Source organism: Neorhizobium galegae bv. orientalis str. HAMBI 540 (assembly GCF_000731315.1).
In the GTDB taxonomy this organism is placed as follows: Bacteria; Pseudomonadota; Alphaproteobacteria; order Rhizobiales; family Rhizobiaceae; genus Neorhizobium; species Neorhizobium galegae.
Genome location: NZ_HG938353.1, coordinates 36,623 through 52,010, shown reverse-complemented (window position 1 = coordinate 52,010; position 15,388 = coordinate 36,623). Strand labels below are relative to the sequence as shown.

Here is a 15,388-nt window from a genome sequence, read left to right as displayed (position 1 = left end):
AGACCGCGCCTTCTTAACTCGGATCGCCCGAGCGACGGTTCAGACCGCCTTGGACTTGGCAGCCTTGGTGAATTTCTTGATCACCATCTCGCGCTTCAGGCGGGAGATATGGTCGATGAAAAGCACGCCATTCAGGTGATCGATCTCATGCTGCAGGCAGGTGGCGAGCAGGCCGTCGGCCTCCACCACATATTCCTTACCGTCGCGGCCGAGATGCTTGACGCTGACGGTCGCCGGGCGTTCCACCTCGGCATAATATTCGGGAATGGAAAGACAGCCCTCTTCATACACCGCGATTTCGTCGGAGGATTTGACGATCTCCGGATTGATAAAGACCTGCGGCTGCTTTTCCTCACCCTCACGTGCGATGTCGACGACGAGCAGACGGCGCGGCACGCCGATCTGGATCGCAGCAAGGCCAATGCCCGGCGCGTCATACATCGTCTCCAGCATGTCGTCGGCGAGCCTCAGAAGCTCGGCGTCAACACGCTCTATCGGCTTGGAAACCTGACGCAGGATCGGGTCAGGCAGAATAATCAGAGGCTTGATCGTCATGGCTTCCCATAACCCATCTTTTTTTCCGAAGGAATAGAAATTACGGCAGGAGGAAGCGAGATGTTCACGTTTTGATCTTTTCAAGCGGCAAATTTCTGTTAGTTTCCCGCCATGAATAATCTTGTTGCTGGCCTTTCCCGTTTCTTCGACGATCCGCGCGCTGCCATCGTGGCGGTGATGTGTGGAGCGGCATTGCTACTGTTATGGCTGTTCCTGGTCCGGCGCGCATCGTTTCGGCGGCAGGAAGATGCGGCCTTGCGAGCGATGGAAGGCGAAGCCCGGCTTTCTGAACTTCTGAGAGCGCAGAGCGAGATGCAGGGACGGTTGTCGGCAATGGCGGAGACGCTTTCAACGCGGCAATCGGAACTCAACCAGTCGGTCAGCCAGCGGCTCGACGGCATGACGCACCGGATCGGCGCGACGATTACCGAACAGACCAAATCGACGCACGAGAACCTGCAGCGGCTTCAGGAACGGCTGGCGGTGATCGACGCCGCCCAGAACAATATCCAGACCCTCGCCAAGGACGTTGTCGGCCTGCAGGCGATCCTCTCGAACAAGCAGACGCGAGGCGCGTTCGGTCAGGGCCGAATGGAAGCGATCATTGCCGACGGATTGCCGATGGGCGCCTACGGTTTCCAGACTACGCTTTCGAACGGCACCAGGCCGGACTGCACGATCAGGATGCCGAACGGCGCGCCACCTCTGGTGATCGATGCCAAATTTCCGCTCGAAGCCTGGAACGCTTTTCGCGAGGCAGCAGCGCCCGAAGCCAGAAAGGCGGCCGCCCAGGCCTTCAAGCGCGATCTCGAAGTGCATATCCGCGATGTTTCGGAAAAATACCTGATCCCGGGCGAAACGCAGGAAATGGCTTTCCTTTTCGTGCCGTCGGAATCGATCTTCGCGGAGATCCACGAACATTTCGAAAGCGCTGTGCAGAAGGCGCAACGTTCCCGCATCGTCATTGTCTCCCCTTCCCTGCTGATGCTGTCCATCCAGGTCATCCAGGCCGTGCTGAAGGACCAGCGGATGCGCGAGCAGGCACACCTCATCCAGGGCGAAGTGGCGCTGCTGATCGAGGATCTTTCCCGCCTCGACGACCGCACCCGCAAACTTCAAGCGCATTTCTTTGCCGCGCAGAAGGATGTCGAACAGATCCTCACCTCCACCGACAAGCTCAACCGCCGCGGCGCCAAGATAGAGGCTCTCGAATTGGAGGCGCCCCACGAAGCCGAGGTGGCTCGCGATCGGCCCCAGGCCAAGGCGGTCGAAAGCCGTACCGGCCTGCTCAAGCTGCGGGTGGTTGACGAGGAGTGATCCTCTCGGGCAGTGTCGCGCGACTTTAATTTACGCAAGCAGGCCTGCCCATGATCACCGTCCTCGGCTCCATCAACATGGATCTCATCGCCACGACCGAACGTCTGCCCCAGCCGGGCGAGACGGTTGCGGGATCGAATTTTGCGACGGCCGCCGGTGGCAAGGGCGCCAACCAGGCGCTCGCAGCATGCCGTGCCGGAAGCGCCGTGCATATGGTTGGAGCCGTTGGGGAAGATGGTTTTGCTGCGCCGGCGCTGGCGCTTCTCGATGACGCCAAAGTCGACCTCTCCGCGGTCGCTCATGTAACCGATCCAACCGGCACGGCCTTGATCCTGGTGGGCGGCACGGGCGAAAACATGATCGCGGTGGTGGCCGGCGCCAACGGTACGGTGAGCACGGCACAGGCCGAAGCGGCGGTCGAAGCCATGAAGACCGGGGACATCCTGATGCTGCAGCTCGAAATTCCGGCCGAGACGGTAGAGACCGCGCTCAACGCGGCGCGCGCCAAAGGCATTCAGACGGTGATTAACACCGCGCCGCTGACCGGCGATGCCGCCCGGCTGGCCCGGCTTGCAGATATCGTCGTCGCCAATGAAACGGAATTCGAATTGCTGGCCGGAAGCCCGATCCCGGATGCCGCCGCGCGCCAGGAGATGTTGAAAAAACTGCATGCGGAAACCGGCCAGACATACGTCGTGACGCTCGGCGGCGACGGCGTGGTCGCGATCCGCGACGGAGAGGTCATCGCCGCCGAGGGATTGAAGATCGAACCGGTCGACACGGTCGGCGCCGGCGACACGTTTTGCGGTTACCTGGCTGCCAGCCTCGAACAGGGGCTGGATTTTGCGAAAGCGCTTCGCCGCGCCGCAGTGGCCGGTTCGCTCGCCTGCCTCAGCCGCGGCGCCCAGCCGTCGATCCCGCCTGCCGGGGCGGTTGATGCAAGGGTCTAAGCTGGCCAGCCCGGGCGTCAGTCGGTATTTTCCCGCGTTGCGATGGCGGGCATCTGCAATTGGCCAAGGTGAAGACGCCCATTTTCGGTCGTGATCTCTATCTCCGCGGGCCGTGAATGGATCACGATACACGCGTATGACAACTGGCATCGGCTGCGATCGCTCAGAGCCGGGCAACCCGCTCCGTCAGCAATTCGAAAAAACCATCGGCATCGACATGGCGCATGACCTTGGCGTTCGGCTTGCGGCCGGAGACGTGCCACCAGTCTACTACAGTCATGCCGACCGTCAGCTCCGATTGCGTTTCGATCTCGACATTGCAGTCCCGGCCCGAAAAGAGCTCGGGCTTGATGAGGTAGGCAATGACCGTCGGATCATGCAGCGGTCCGCCATCGGAACCGTATTTTTCAATGTCGAAGCGCTCGAAAAAGGCAAGCCACGCGACCAGGACCTCCGCCGGACGGGTGCCGAGCGCGGCGATCTTCTCGACCCGGGCTTTGGTCGTCAGCAATTGGTGGGTGACGTCGAGCGGCAGCATGACGATCGGCATGCCCGAGGCGAAGACGGTCTTTGCCGCTTCGGGATCGACATAGATGTTGAATTCGGCAGCCGGCGTGATGTTGCCGCCCTCGAAAAAGCCGCCGCCCATCATCACCAGTTCCTTAGCGCGCCCCGCGATGTCCGGCGCTTTCTCAAGAGCGAGCGCGATATTGGTGAGTGGCCCGAGCGTGCAGAGCGTTACCGTTCCGGCCGACTCGGCGCGCAGGGTCTCGATGATGAAGTCGACCGCATGCGTTGCTTTCACCGACATTGTCGGTTCGGGCAATTCGATACCGTCGAGGCCGGTCCTGCCATGGACGTGCTCGGCGGTCACCTGTGGTCGCACTGTCGGCTTCAGCGCGCCTTCATAAACCGGCGCATCCGGCCTGCCGCAGAGTTCGCAGACGATCCGGAGGTTGCGGCTGGTGTAGGAAAGCGGCACGTTTCCGGCGACCGCGCAGAGACCAAGCACCTCGATCTCGTCCGGGCTCGCAAACGCAAGCATGATCGCCGCGGCGTCGTCCTGACCCGGGTCCGTGTCGATGATGATCTTCCGGCGCTGCATGGATGCCCCCTTGTCTCCGCGGGTAGTGGTCTACAACCTTACGTTCTGTCAAGTGCTACATGACCCCGCAGAGCAATCGTAACAACCGGCACTGGCGCTGATCCTTGCGGTCACCCCCGGAACCTCCCATATAGTGGCGGAGTTGGCGGGCCGCCCGACGGGCGCCGACATGGTCGCTTGTTGCAAGGACTGTACGATGAGCCGAATGACGCCGTTTGCGAGCCCCCTGCTTCTGGGCTTCGACGCCATGGAAAAGACACTCGAACGCCTTGCAAAGGCGAACGACGGTTATCCTCCCTACAATATCGAACGCATCCGCGCCGACGCTTCCGGGGCTCCCGAACGGCTGCGAATCACGCTGGCCGTCGCCGGCTTTTCCGAAGCCGAGCTTGATGTGACGACGGAAGAAAACCAGCTCGTCATCCGCGGGCGTCAGACGGAGCAGGGTGAGCGCGACTATCTTTATCGCGGCATTGCCGCCCGCCAGTTCCAGCGTATGTTCGTGCTTGCCGACGGAATGCAGGTCTCCGGCGCTTCGCTCAAGAACGGTTTGCTCTCTGTCGACCTTATCCGCCCCGAGCCCGCGCGCATGGTGCGAAAAATTAACATTTCCGTCTCAGAGTAGGTCAACGGCGCCAATGCCGTTGCCCCTCAATGCTGGAGGCTGGAATGCTCCTGAAAGAAGCGAATACGCGTTTGACGCTGTCCGAACTTGCTCATCTGGGTGCTGGAGAGGTCGGATATATTCGCAAGATGCGGTCGGACGAAGTGTCCCGCTGCTTCCCTGAAGCCCCGGATATCGATCCCAGTCTCGATCTTTGGGCCCTGTTCGGCGCAGATGGCACGCCGATTCTTCTGACCGACAATCGCTCCAGCACCTTCTTCAAGGCAGCTGAAGACGACTTGAAGACCGTCAGCCTGCACTGACCTTTCAGGCTTTCCTGAATGTCAGATAGGCCGAGGAACGGCCTTCTCGGCGGGCCTTGTTTTCGTATCGCGTACCTGGCCAGCCGGCGAAGGGCGTCAGCCAGTCGGAAGATTGCTCCGCCTGCCATTGAAATCCGCCATGGTCGCGGCAATGGATCAGCGTCCAGTTGACATAGGTGTCGATGTCGGATGCGAACAGGAACAGACCGCCCGGCTTCAGCACGCGGTGGAATCGGTCGAGATTGACCGCAGATACAAACCGCCTTTTCCAATGTTTCCGCTTCGGCCACGGGTCCGGATAGAGCAGGTCGATGCGATCGAGCGATGCATCCGGCAGCCAGTCGAGCACCTGCGTGGCGTCGTCGTCATAGACCCGGATATTCTTGAGCCCCAGTTCGTCGACGCGCGACAAAAGCTTCGCCATGGAATTGACGAACGGCTCAACTCCGATGAAGCCGGTTTTTAAATTTTCCTGCGCGCGGTGGACGAGGTGCTCGCCGCCGCCAAAGCCGATCTCCAGCCGCAGCTCCTCCACGGGAATGGGAAATATCTCTGAAAGCGCGGCGGGCGCGGGCGCCGCAAGATCGAGCTTCAGTGCAGGCAGCAGAGTTGCAATCCCTTCCGCCTGGCGCTCGCGGAGCTGCTTGCCCTTGCGGCGTCCGAAGAAGGCTTCGGTGCTGCGGCTCGGGTGCTGCGGTTCGGTCATGGGCTGGTCTCTCACGATAAAAGCGGGCGTCTCCGTCAGGAGGCACCCGCTTTACAGTTTTATGGAGCTATCCGTAAAGGCCAATCAGGCTGCCTTGAGGGGCTCTTCCTTCAGCGCATCCTTGAGCGGCTTCGCCAGATCGGTCTTCTCCCAGGAGAAGGAACCGTCGCGGCCGGCCTTGCGGCCGAAGTGGCCATAAGCGGACGTCTTGGCGTAGATCGGCTTGTTGAGGTCGAGATGGCGGCGGATACCGGTCGGCGACAGGTCCATGACCTTGCGGATGGCCGCTTCCACCTGGTCTTCCGTCACGCCCTTGCCTGTGCCATGCAGGTCGACATAGATCGACAGCGGCTGGGCGATGCCGATGGCGTATGCGATTTGAATCGTGCAACGATCGGCAATACCGGCAGCAACGACGTTCTTGGCCAGATAGCGGGCAGCGTAAGCGGCCGAACGGTCGACCTTGGTCGTGTCCTTGCCGGAAAATGCGCCGCCGCCGTGGGGAGCCGCGCCACCGTAGGTGTCGACGATGATCTTGCGGCCGGTAAGGCCAGCGTCACCATCCGGGCCGCCGATGACGAACTTGCCGGTCGGATTGATGTACCACTTGCAATCCTTGGCGATCGGCAGGTCGCCGAGCGCTTCACGGATATAAGGTTCCACGACCTCGCGGACCTTCTTGGAATCCCAGCTCTCGTCGAGGTGCTGGGTGGAAAGAACGATCGAGTCGACCGCGGCCGGCTTGCCGTTTTCGTAACGCACGGTCACCTGGCTCTTGGCGTCCGGGCCGAGCTTGCCGGCATCGCCTTCGCCCTTCTTGCGGGCGGTGGCGAGCAGCTGCAGGATCTTGTGGGAATAATAGATCGGTGCCGGCATGAGATCCGGCGTTTCCTTGCAGGCGTAACCGAACATGATGCCCTGGTCGCCGGCACCTTCATCGCCCTGCCTGTCGGCGGCGCTGTCAACACCCTGCGCGATATCAGCGGACTGGGAATGCAGCAGCACGTCGATCTTGGCCGTCTTCCAGTGGAAGCCGTCCTGCTCGTAACCGATATCACGGATAGCCTTGCGGGCGGCGGACTTGAACTTCGAGGGATTGATGACGTCCTTGCCGTCCTTGTCCTTCTTCATCAGGCTCGGCGGCAGGCGGACTTCGCCAGCGATCACCACACGGTTCGTGGTCGCCAGCGTTTCGCAGGCAATGCGCACGGTCCAGGGATCGACGCCGGTCTTGGCCGCTTCGCGGTACACAAGATCTACAATTTCATCGGAGATACGATCACAAACCTTGTCCGGATGGCCCTCGGCAACGGACTCGCTGGTGAACAGATAACTTGCGCGCATTACGGGATTCCCCTCAAAGAAACGACGCACCTGTGTAGTGATTTTCACCGACAAACACAAGCGTACAACGACATAAATATATCTTTATGTCTACAAGTTAGACATTCCCGCAACACCCGTCACCTCGGGACAGGCAACAAAAAAGCGGCCTTGCGGCCGCTTCCGTGCTGATATCGAATGGTCGTTATTCGACCTCGGCATCCGCTGCCAGAGCTTTTACGAGATCAACCACACGCCGACGAACTTTCGGGTCGGAAATCTTCACGAAAGCCCGGTTCAGTTGCAGGCCCTCGGAGGAGGAGAGGAAATCGACCACGTAGTTGGAGCTCGAGGCTTCTGCCATGCCGCCCTGACCGCCCTGATCGCCCGGCGCATCCTCGAAGAAGAAGGAGACCGGCACGTTGAGAATGCTGGAGATGTTCTGCAGACGGCTCGCGCCGACGCGGTTGGTGCCTTTTTCGTATTTCTGAATCTGCTGGAACGTAATGCCAAGGCTTTCGCCCAGCTTTTCCTGGCTCATTCCGAGCATGGTCCGGCGAAGGCGAATCCGGCTCCCGACGTGAATATCGATCGGGTTCGGCTTCTTTTTGTTTTCAATCATAACGATGTCCTGACGACGTTTGTTGTTTAATCCTCACAACCCGGTCTGCGTGTGGTGATACACTTCGCGCGGCTGGTCACAACAGGCTCAACGTTTGAAGCATATGGCGAGACGAAAGGCTGAGACCACTATGCAATTTTAGGGGTTTTTGGTCAATTCGTCCGAAAATTAAAACCAACGCGCGAGACGCCTGCAATCAACAACATCCCTGCAAGAACCAACCAGAAGTGCTGCTCCCGAGCTTTCACATCCCAATGCGAGATTGAAATACTGCCCAAGGTTGCGTCAATCACGCCTTTTTGATTGTAGTCCATACCCCGTATCAGCCTTCCGAAGGGGTCGACGACCGCCGAAACGCCAGTATTCGCCCCGCGAATCAGCGGCAGGCCATTTTCGACGGCGCGGATTCGAGCCTGCTGGAAGTGCTGATACGGTCCCGGCGTCGCTCCGAACCAGCCGTCATTGGTAATATTCAGAAGCGCGCTCGCCCGCTCCACGTCCGGCCCAATCTCGTCCGGGAAAATCGCTTCGTAACAGATCAGCGGATAGAAGATCCTGCCGCCCGGCAGGGTCAGCATGGCCCGCACGGGCGCGGCACTAAAGCCGCCCGGCATGGCGATGGCATCGGGAATACCGAGATTGCGCAGCAGATCCTCGTAGGGAACATATTCACCGAACGGGACCAGATGCAGCTTATCGGAGGCCGAAACGATCTGGCCTTGGCTGTCGATCACATAGATGGAATTGTAAAAACGCGGCGCGAAGCCCGCGCCCGCATCCTCCGAGCGGACCGCGCCGGTGATGAGGACCTGACCATCCTGCAGCACCTCGGCAATGCGGGTCAGCGCATCCGGGTTCTGGGTCAGAATAAAGGGCACCGAGGTTTCGGGCCAGACGATGATGTCCGGCCGCTTGCCACCGTTCTCGGGCGGCAAAGCCGACAGCGCCAGATGTTCCTCGAAGATCGCCGCCCGTTCGGCGTCATCCAGTTTTCGCGCCTGGTCGATCACCGGCTGGACGATGCGGACGACCGGCTGGCTATCGGCGGCCGGAGCCAGCGCGGCGTCGGCGATGTGCAAACGATAGGCGCCATAACCGAGATGGGCGGCAAACAGCAAGGCCGCGAGCGTTAGCCCGGTCCGCATGCCCTTTTTAGTGCCGATCAGGGCGGGGGCTGAAAACACGAAGACGGCAAGAACCGTCACGCCGAAAATGCCGAGCACCGCCGCCGATTGCATCATCAGCGGCATCGGCATCGCGCCATAACCGACCGCATTCCAGGGGAAACCGGTAGCGACGAAGCCACGCAGCCATTCGGCAAGGCCGAAACCGAAGGCGAGCGAGGCCATCCGCCCGAAACCATCCGACCAGAAGATGCGGGCGATCGCCGTCGCAAGACCGTAAAATAGGGCAAGATAGGCAGGCAGGCCAAGAACCGCGAGCGGCAGCGCCCAGGCAAACTCGTCGGCTTCCACCAGCAGCGCATTGCCAAGCCACCAGAGGCCGGCGACGAAATAGCCGAAGCCAAAAACCCAGCCGATCCAGAAGGCCGAACGAAACCGCGCGAACCATCCGCCATCCGGATTGCCGGTGGAACCGTCCATCAGCCAGACGAGCAGCGTGAAGGAGATGAAGAACGCCGCGAAGAAACCGAAGGGCGGCAGCGCGAGCGCACCGATCGCTCCTGCGAGAAAAGCAACGACGACGCGCGGGAAGCCCCAGAGAAGCATGATCCTGCCCGCCAGCCGCTCCATCTATGTTCCCTTCCGCCCCCGAATCAGCGGCTGCAGTCTTTCAAAAAATGGCGGGCTTGTCGTGAGGTCAAAGAGGCGCGGACACTTCAGGGATCACTCAGGCCTGGTGATTGCGTCCGTCGGCGTCCTGAGCGGATGGCGCCGGCAGCAGGGCAGTCGTCGGCGTCTGATCGGTGAGCAGCATCTCGCCATCGCCTTTCTGCCGGCGGCGCGCGAGCGTGCGCCTGCGCAGGATCCGTACGCGCTTGATGCGGCGAGGATCGGCCTCCAGGATCTGGAATTCGAAGCCGGGCACCGCCTGCACCACCTCGCCGCGCACCGGAATACGACCAAGCGCGGAGAAAATCAGGCCACCCAGCGTATCGACGTCTTCAAGGCGGTCGCGAATGTCGAAATCGGAACCGATCGCCTTGGCGATCTCTTCGAGTTCGATACGCGCATCGGCGACGAACACATCCTCGCTGGTGCGGGAGAACATCACCTCTTCATTGTCATGTTCGTCCTCGACATCGCCGATCACCATTTCGACGATGTCCTCATGGGTGACGAGGCCGTCGGTCCCGCCATATTCGTCGATGACGAGCGCCAGCTGGGTACGCGCCGCCTGCATGCTCTGCATCAGGTCGGAAGCGAGCATCGACGGCGGCACGAACAGGATCTTGCGGATCAGCCCGGCTTCGGCAACCGTCTGTTCGAGGTCGACGCGGCCGAGGTCGAAGGCAGGCCGCGGGGTGCGCACCGTCTTTTCAGCCTTTTCCGGCTTGTCGGTGGCAAGCGGCATCGGCTGGGTGGGTGCAGCGCGCGCACTGGTGCGGCGTTTGTTGCGGGCCTGCTTGGCGAGATAGGAGAGGAGGTCGCGGATATGAACCATGCCGCGCGGGTCGTCGAGCGTGTCGTTGTAGACCGGCATGCGCGAGCGACCGGTTTCCTCGAAATGGATCATCAGCTCGCCGATCGTCATGGTCATGTCGACCGCCTCGATATCGGCACGCGGCACCATGATGTCTTCGACGCGGATTTCGCGGAACCGGAGAATGTTATGCAGCATCGCCCGTTCCTCGGGCGAGAAGGCGTTGCTGATATTGGTATCGGTCATCAGCGCGTCGGCGAGGTCCTCGCGGAGCTTCTCGCCCTGCGACGGCCTGAGCAGCCTGACGGCGCGCGACCAGAAAGAGCTTTGGTGTTTCTGAGCTTCCGCTCGAGACGGACTACTGCCCTCTTCCGAGGAACTCGAGTCGGCGTCCTTGCCCTCACGGGTCGGGTTTGTCGAAAAGTCGTTCATTGGTCCAGACTATATTATCGGGTCCTGCCCCGCATAGGGGTCAGATAGGCCAAGGGCGGCCAAAATGCGAGTCTCCAACGCTTCCATTCTTTCCGCGTCGTCCGTTTGCATATGGTCGTAACCGAACAAATGCAGGAAACCGTGGACGAGCAGATGGGTCAGATGATCATCGAAACTCTTGTCGAGATCAACCGCTTCCCGCTCAACCGTCTCGCGCGCGATAACGATATCTCCCAGCATCGGGCCCGGCATCTTGCCTGGTTCGAGCGGAAAAGCCGGGAAAGACAGCACGTTGGTCGGCTTGTCCTTGCCGCGCCATTCGGCGTTGATCTCCTTGATCGCCGCGTCGCCGGTAAAGACCAGCGACAATTCCGGTGCGACTTTCGGGAATGGCTGCTTCTCTTCCTTCGCTAGGAATTCGGCAGCCGCCCCAAGCGCTTTTTCACTCAGGGCAAAAAGGGCCGGCTCTTCGGGCCAGCCCTCGTCTTCAATACTAATCTGTATGTCGAGTTGGGGCATAAGGTTTGGAGCCGACCATTACCGATCGACTTCCTCGCTTTCCTCGTGGACGGCATATTGCGCATCATAGGCCCGGACGATGCGGCCAACCAGCGGATGGCGGACCACGTCAGTATCCTTAAATCGGATCACCGAAATACCCTCGACACCCTTCAGGATCTGCAGCGCTTCCACCAAGCCTGATTTCACGCCGCGCGGCAAATCGACCTGGCTCGGATCACCGGTGATGATCATCCGGGCATTTTCGCCAAGACGGGTCAGGAACATCTTCATCTGCATCGACGTGGTGTTCTGCGCCTCGTCGAGGATGACGGCGGCGTTTGCGAGCGTGCGGCCGCGCATGAAAGCGAGCGGCGCGATTTCGATGACGCCGGCGGTGATCGCCCGCTCCACCTTGTCGCCCGGCATCATGTCGTAGAGGGCGTCATAGAGCGGCCGCAGATAGGGATCGACCTTGTCCTTCATGTCGCCGGGCAGAAAGCCCAGGCGCTCGCCGGCTTCGACGGCCGGCCGCGACAGGATGATGCGATCGACAGCCCCGCGTTCCAGAAGCTGGGCGGCATGAGCGACGGCGAGATAGGTCTTGCCGGTACCGGCCGGGCCGACGCCGAAGACAAGCTCCGACCGTTCCAGCGCCCGCATATAGGCGTCCTGGGTGGGGGTGCGCGCGACGACCGTCTTTTTCTTGGTGGAAATCTGGCTCATGGAGAGCTTGGCTTTTTTCTCCAGCGTCGGCAGCTGCAGCTGGTCGTCGGCCGCCTGCGCCATGCGGATCGCACCGTCGACGTCGGATGTCTCGACCGAGCCGCCCTTCTGGATGCGTTCGTAGAGGAAATCCAGCGCCCGGCGCGCCTGGTTGGTCGCCGTCAGATCGCCGGAGATGGCCACCGAATTGCCGCGTGCCCTGGCATCGATGTGAAGCCGCTCTTCGAGAAGTTTGAGATTCTGATCGAATTGCCCGAAAAGCTCGCTGGCGAACCTATTGTTCTCGAACGTCAGGACAAAGTGATTGGCGTCGGTAGCGGCGGTGCGGGGGTGGCGCGCGGATGAAGAAACCAATTCACGTCCGTTCAAGTAGGGCAAGCTCCTCGATGTTAGCTCAGGCTCCTATTAAACTCTCTGCCGGGTCGGCAAACAAGCTGTTCGGGCCGGTTCCACTGATTCGTACCTGGATAATGTCACCGATTTGCGATGTTTTTGCATCAACATTCACAGATTGAAGCCAGGGAGAACGTCCGATTATCTGTCCTGGCATGCGACCGGGCTTTTCCAGCAACAGGTCGATGACTTTTCCGACACAGGATTTGGCGAATTCGGCCTGCTGTTTCAAGAGCAGGGCCTGCAATCTTTCCAACCGCTCCGCCTTCACCTCTTCCGACACCTGATCGCCGAGGTCGGCGCCGGGCGTGCCGGGACGGGTCGAATATTTGAAGGAATAGGCCTGAGCGTAATTCACGTCCTCGACGAGGCGGAGCGTGTCTTCGAAGTCCTTCTCCGTCTCGCCGGGGAAACCGACGATGAAATCTCCGGCGATGGCGATATCCGGCCGGGCTTCTCGGATGCGCTCGATCAAGCGGAGATATTCGGCACCCGTGTGGCGGCGGTTCATGGCTTTCAGAATGCGGTCCGAACCGGCCTGAACCGGCAGATGCAGGTAGGGCATCAGGGTGCGCAGGTTGCGATGGGCCTCGATCAGCCGGTCATCCATGTCGCGCGGGTGGCTGGTCGTGTAACGCAGACGCGCGAGCCCTGGGATTTCCGCCAGGCGATAAAGCAGGTCGCCGAGGCTCCATTCGCCGCCTTTCGGGCCTTCCGCACGCCAGGCGTTGACGTTCTGGCCGAGCAGCGTGATCTCGCGCACACCGCCATCGACGAGCCGCCAAGCTTCGTCGACGATCTGCTGGACGGGGCGGGAAACTTCCGAACCGCGGGTGTAAGGCACGACGCAGAAGGTGCAGAACTTGTCGCAGCCTTCCTGAACGGTGAGGAAGGCGGTGACGCCGCGGGCGCGGATCTTCGCCTTCTCGGTAACCGGCAGGTGCTCGAACTTGTCCTCGACCGCATATTCGGTATCGACGACAGGCTTTCCGCCGCGGGCGCGTCTCAGCGCTTCCGGCAGGCGATGGTAGGTCTGCGGGCCGATCACCACGTCGACGGCCGGCGCACGGCGGATGATTTCCTCGCCTTCGGCTTGGGCGACGCAGCCGGCGACGCCGATCATCAGCTCCCGGCCTTCGGCAGCGCGTGCCTTCTTCATGTCGCGAAGACGCCCGAGCGCCGAATAGACCTTGTCGGCCGCCTTCTCGCGGATGTGGCAGGTGTTGAGGAGGATGAGGTCGGCCTCGCCCATCTCTTCGGTCGTAACGTAGCCTTCGCCCGCCAGCGCATCGCTCATGCGGCCTGAATCATAGACATTCATCTGGCAGCCGTAGGTCTTGATGAAGACCTTGCGGGAATTCGGGCGCGGGGCCTGCTCGTCGGCGGGCACGGAAAGGGAGACGTGTTCGTTCATGGCTCGCTCCATACCGCAAGAAGACCCGGAAATGAAGCGTTTCCTATAGCGCTTCGTAGTCACGCCCCCGCAGATGGCGGATCAGCATGCGCCGAAGCCGGCTCGTCACGGCCATGCTCAGATGCTTACGGTTGTCGCCGGCGCGGAATTCGATCGTCTCGCCAAAAGCAACGTCCACGTCGAGCGCTCCTTCCTTCAGGACGCCGAGCAGATGCGGCACCAATTCGATATCGCCCGGCCAGGCGGCGATCGGCCGATGGTAACGGCCCATGGCCATGCCATGAATGCGGGTATAGGCGATCGCCACCGGCTGGACATGCACGACACCTTCCGGCGTGTGCTGGACCGCGGCGGCGGCGGCCCCGAACAGCGACGACTTCACCTCCAGAAGCCGGTTGCCGTCGGAGGTGGTGCCTTCGGGAAAGAGCACGACGATCTCGCCGGCCGCCATCCGTTCGGCAATCTCGTTCACCTGGTCGCCGGTCCGACGCTTCTGCTCGCGAGCGACGAAGATGCTCTTCTGCAGCTTGGCGAGCGTGCCGAAGACCGGCCATTCCGACACTTCCATCTTGGCGATGAAGACCACGTCGGCGATCGCCCCGAGCACAAGAATATCCTTCCACGAGGCGTGATTGCAGGCAAGCATCAGCGGCCGGCGACGCTCCAGCGTTCCGTGAACATGGATACGGATGCCCAGCAGGAAACACGCGGTCCGATGCCAGCAGCGCGGGATATAGCGGCGGATCTTGAGGTCGAGGGCGAGGCCCAGGAGCTGGAACGGCCACAAAATCAGCGTAACTGCGAAAAGAACGACAAAAACGAAGCCGATCCGCGCCCAGGTAATCACTTATCGTCCTTGTCCAGCGGGATGCCGTAGAGCTCCAGCCGGTGGCCGACGAGACGGAAGCCGTGCTCCCGGGCGATGCGTTCCTGTAGCGCCTCGATTTCCGCCGAGCGGAACTCGATGACGGTACCGGTCTTGAGATCGATCATATGGTCATGATGTTCTTCAGGCACGGTCTCGTAACGCGAGCGGCCGTCGCGGAAATCGTGACGTTCGATGATCCCCTCGTCCTCGAACAATTTTACCGTGCGGTAGACCGTCGAGATCGAGATACGGGGGTCGACTTTCGAGGACCGGCGATAGAGTTCCTCGACATCTGGATGGTCAACGGATTCCTGCAGGATACGCGCGATCACGCGGCGTTGATCCGTCATTCGCATGCCCTTTTCGGCACACAGCTCCTCCAGGGTTTTGGAAAGGTCTGTCATGTCGTTTTGGCTTTCGAAACGTTCCCGTAGAAACTAACGGACTAACGAAGAACGCGGCTCATGACAAGCGCCGTGGAGCGCGTCCCATCCGGCCCGGCATAATAGGCGGGGCGTTCGCCCACTTTGCGGAAACCGAGCTTGCGGTAAAGCTCGACGGCAGGGCGGTTGGCTGCCTCCACTTCCAGGAACATGCTCTCCCCGCCGCGCGACGCCGCCTCGCGCAAGGCCGCCTGCATCAGACGCCAGCCGAGCCCCACTCGGCCGAATTTCTCGTTGACGGCGACCGTCAAAATCTCTGCCTCGCCGGCCGCCTCACGCGAAAGAACGAAACCGCCGAGCGGCTTCGAGAAGAACGCATTGGTCTGGCGGGCGATAAAACCGAAGACATTGTGCTGCAGGAGGAGGTTCTGGAATTCGCCATCGCTCCATTGGCGCGGAAACCGCTGGCCATGCAGCTCGGAGATCTCCAGGCAATCGCCGGCCTCCATCGGCACGACTTCGAAATACGGCTTCCAGGTCAGATAATCGTCGAGCATCGGCGCAG

The 15,388-nt window shown here is 61.0% G+C and carries 17 protein-coding genes; 4 read left to right on the top strand and 13 right to left on the bottom strand.

Annotation, left to right across the window (positions count from 1 at the left end):
• Positions 1–39 precede the first annotated feature (39 nt).
• Positions 40–555, bottom strand: coding sequence for a peptide deformylase (gene def, locus RG540_RS00265; protein WP_038583424.1), 516 nt, complete (start codon positions 553–555; stop codon positions 40–42).
• 111 nt (positions 556–666) lie between these two features.
• On the opposite strand from def, the gene RG540_RS00260 reads away from it, so the two are divergent.
• Both RG540_RS00260 and RG540_RS00255 read left to right on the top strand, forming a co-directional pair.
• Complete coding sequence (locus tag RG540_RS00260) at positions 667–1,872, top strand: DNA recombination protein RmuC (protein WP_046599586.1); 1,206 nt, start codon at positions 667–669, stop codon at positions 1,870–1,872.
• A gap of 50 nt (positions 1,873–1,922) precedes the next feature.
• Positions 1,923–2,822 (top strand): ribokinase, encoded by a 900-nt coding sequence (locus tag RG540_RS00255; protein WP_038583421.1) that lies wholly within the window; start codon positions 1,923–1,925, stop codon positions 2,820–2,822.
• A gap of 163 nt (positions 2,823–2,985) precedes the next feature.
• Here RG540_RS00255 and RG540_RS00250 read toward each other — a convergent pair whose 3' ends face one another.
• Positions 2,986–3,927: a nucleoside hydrolase gene (locus RG540_RS00250; RefSeq protein WP_038583418.1), complete on the bottom strand. Its 942-nt coding sequence runs from the start codon at positions 3,925–3,927 to the stop codon at positions 2,986–2,988.
• 196 nt (positions 3,928–4,123) lie between these two features.
• Here RG540_RS00250 and RG540_RS00245 point away from each other — a divergent pair, with 196 nt between their 5' ends.
• Together RG540_RS00245 and RG540_RS00240 are read left to right on the top strand one after the other, a co-directional pair.
• Positions 4,124–4,552 (top strand): Hsp20 family protein, encoded by a 429-nt coding sequence (locus RG540_RS00245; protein ID WP_038583416.1) that lies wholly within the window; start codon positions 4,124–4,126, stop codon positions 4,550–4,552.
• Between the two features lie 44 nt (positions 4,553–4,596).
• Complete coding sequence (locus RG540_RS00240) at positions 4,597–4,854, top strand: BQ00720 family protein (protein ID WP_038539224.1); 258 nt, start codon at positions 4,597–4,599, stop codon at positions 4,852–4,854.
• A gap of 4 nt (positions 4,855–4,858) precedes the next feature.
• Here the strand turns inward: RG540_RS00240 and trmB are convergent, their stop codons facing one another.
• From trmB to RG540_RS00185, 11 genes are all read right to left on the bottom strand, one after another.
• Positions 4,859–5,560 (bottom strand): tRNA (guanosine(46)-N7)-methyltransferase TrmB, encoded by a 702-nt coding sequence (trmB, locus tag RG540_RS00235; RefSeq protein WP_038539221.1) that lies wholly within the window; start codon positions 5,558–5,560, stop codon positions 4,859–4,861.
• 84 nt (positions 5,561–5,644) lie between these two features.
• A complete protein-coding gene (gene metK, locus RG540_RS00230) occupies positions 5,645–6,904 on the bottom strand; it encodes a methionine adenosyltransferase (RefSeq protein WP_038583413.1) in 1,260 nt (419 codons plus the stop codon).
• A 184-nt stretch (positions 6,905–7,088) separates the two neighbouring features.
• Positions 7,089–7,505, bottom strand: a complete 417-nt coding sequence (locus tag RG540_RS00225; protein WP_037079404.1) for a helix-turn-helix domain-containing protein — start codon at positions 7,503–7,505, stop codon at positions 7,089–7,091.
• 152 nt (positions 7,506–7,657) lie between these two features.
• Positions 7,658–9,259: an apolipoprotein N-acyltransferase gene (gene lnt, locus RG540_RS00220; protein WP_038583411.1), complete on the bottom strand. Its 1,602-nt coding sequence runs from the start codon at positions 9,257–9,259 to the stop codon at positions 7,658–7,660.
• A gap of 97 nt (positions 9,260–9,356) precedes the next feature.
• Positions 9,357–10,541, bottom strand: a complete 1,185-nt coding sequence (locus tag RG540_RS00215) for a hemolysin family protein (protein WP_038583408.1) — start codon at positions 10,539–10,541, stop codon at positions 9,357–9,359.
• A gap of 9 nt (positions 10,542–10,550) precedes the next feature.
• The gene (ybeY, locus tag RG540_RS00210; RefSeq protein ID WP_038583405.1) at positions 10,551–11,060 is read right to left on the bottom strand and encodes an rRNA maturation RNase YbeY; all 510 of its coding nucleotides are present in this window, start codon (positions 11,058–11,060) and stop codon (positions 10,551–10,553) included.
• 18 nt (positions 11,061–11,078) lie between these two features.
• Positions 11,079–12,134: a PhoH family protein gene (locus RG540_RS00205; RefSeq protein WP_007756049.1), complete on the bottom strand. Its 1,056-nt coding sequence runs from the start codon at positions 12,132–12,134 to the stop codon at positions 11,079–11,081.
• A gap of 25 nt (positions 12,135–12,159) precedes the next feature.
• Positions 12,160–13,572, bottom strand: a complete 1,413-nt coding sequence (miaB, locus tag RG540_RS00200; RefSeq protein WP_046599587.1) for a tRNA (N6-isopentenyl adenosine(37)-C2)-methylthiotransferase MiaB — start codon at positions 13,570–13,572, stop codon at positions 12,160–12,162.
• A 43-nt stretch (positions 13,573–13,615) separates the two neighbouring features.
• Entirely contained in the window at positions 13,616–14,419 is an 804-nt protein-coding gene (locus tag RG540_RS00195; protein ID WP_155414617.1) for a lysophospholipid acyltransferase family protein, read from the bottom strand.
• Positions 14,416–14,844 carry a Fur family transcriptional regulator gene (locus RG540_RS00190; protein ID WP_038539194.1) on the bottom strand — a complete coding sequence of 143 codons (429 nt, stop codon included), beginning with the start codon at positions 14,842–14,844 and terminating at the stop codon, positions 14,416–14,418. Before RG540_RS00190 ends, RG540_RS00195 begins: the two co-directional genes overlap by 4 nt.
• 41 nt (positions 14,845–14,885) lie before the next feature.
• Positions 14,886–15,380, bottom strand: a complete 495-nt coding sequence (locus tag RG540_RS00185) for a GNAT family N-acetyltransferase (protein WP_038592724.1) — start codon at positions 15,378–15,380, stop codon at positions 14,886–14,888.
• Between the last annotated feature and the right edge of the window lie 8 nt (positions 15,381–15,388).

What these genes read in the sequence shown, in the direction of transcription:
- def (WP_038583424.1), bottom strand. Translation starts at nt 555, where the DNA reads ATGACGATCAAGCCTCTGATTATTCTGCCTGACCCGATCCTGCGTCAG.
- RG540_RS00260 (WP_046599586.1), top strand. Translation starts at nt 667, where the DNA reads ATGAATAATCTTGTTGCTGGCCTTTCCCGTTTCTTCGACGATCCGCGC.
- RG540_RS00255 (WP_038583421.1), top strand. Translation starts at nt 1,923, where the DNA reads ATGATCACCGTCCTCGGCTCCATCAACATGGATCTCATCGCCACGACC.
- RG540_RS00250 (WP_038583418.1), bottom strand. Translation starts at nt 3,927, where the DNA reads ATGCAGCGCCGGAAGATCATCATCGACACGGACCCGGGTCAGGACGAC.
- RG540_RS00245 (WP_038583416.1), top strand. Translation starts at nt 4,124, where the DNA reads ATGAGCCGAATGACGCCGTTTGCGAGCCCCCTGCTTCTGGGCTTCGAC.
- RG540_RS00240 (WP_038539224.1), top strand. Translation starts at nt 4,597, where the DNA reads ATGCTCCTGAAAGAAGCGAATACGCGTTTGACGCTGTCCGAACTTGCT.
- trmB (WP_038539221.1), bottom strand. Translation starts at nt 5,560, where the DNA reads ATGACCGAACCGCAGCACCCGAGCCGCAGCACCGAAGCCTTCTTCGGA.
- metK (WP_038583413.1), bottom strand. Translation starts at nt 6,904, where the DNA reads ATGCGCGCAAGTTATCTGTTCACCAGCGAGTCCGTTGCCGAGGGCCAT.
- RG540_RS00225 (WP_037079404.1), bottom strand. Translation starts at nt 7,505, where the DNA reads ATGATTGAAAACAAAAAGAAGCCGAACCCGATCGATATTCACGTCGGG.
- lnt (WP_038583411.1), bottom strand. Translation starts at nt 9,259, where the DNA reads ATGGAGCGGCTGGCGGGCAGGATCATGCTTCTCTGGGGCTTCCCGCGC.
- RG540_RS00215 (WP_038583408.1), bottom strand. Translation starts at nt 10,541, where the DNA reads ATGAACGACTTTTCGACAAACCCGACCCGTGAGGGCAAGGACGCCGAC.
- ybeY (WP_038583405.1), bottom strand. Translation starts at nt 11,060, where the DNA reads ATGCCCCAACTCGACATACAGATTAGTATTGAAGACGAGGGCTGGCCC.
- miaB (WP_046599587.1), bottom strand. Translation starts at nt 13,572, where the DNA reads ATGAACGAACACGTCTCCCTTTCCGTGCCCGCCGACGAGCAGGCCCCG.
- RG540_RS00190 (WP_038539194.1), bottom strand. Translation starts at nt 14,844, where the DNA reads ATGACAGACCTTTCCAAAACCCTGGAGGAGCTGTGTGCCGAAAAGGGC.
- RG540_RS00185 (WP_038592724.1), bottom strand. Translation starts at nt 15,380, where the DNA reads ATGCTCGACGATTATCTGACCTGGAAGCCGTATTTCGAAGTCGTGCCG.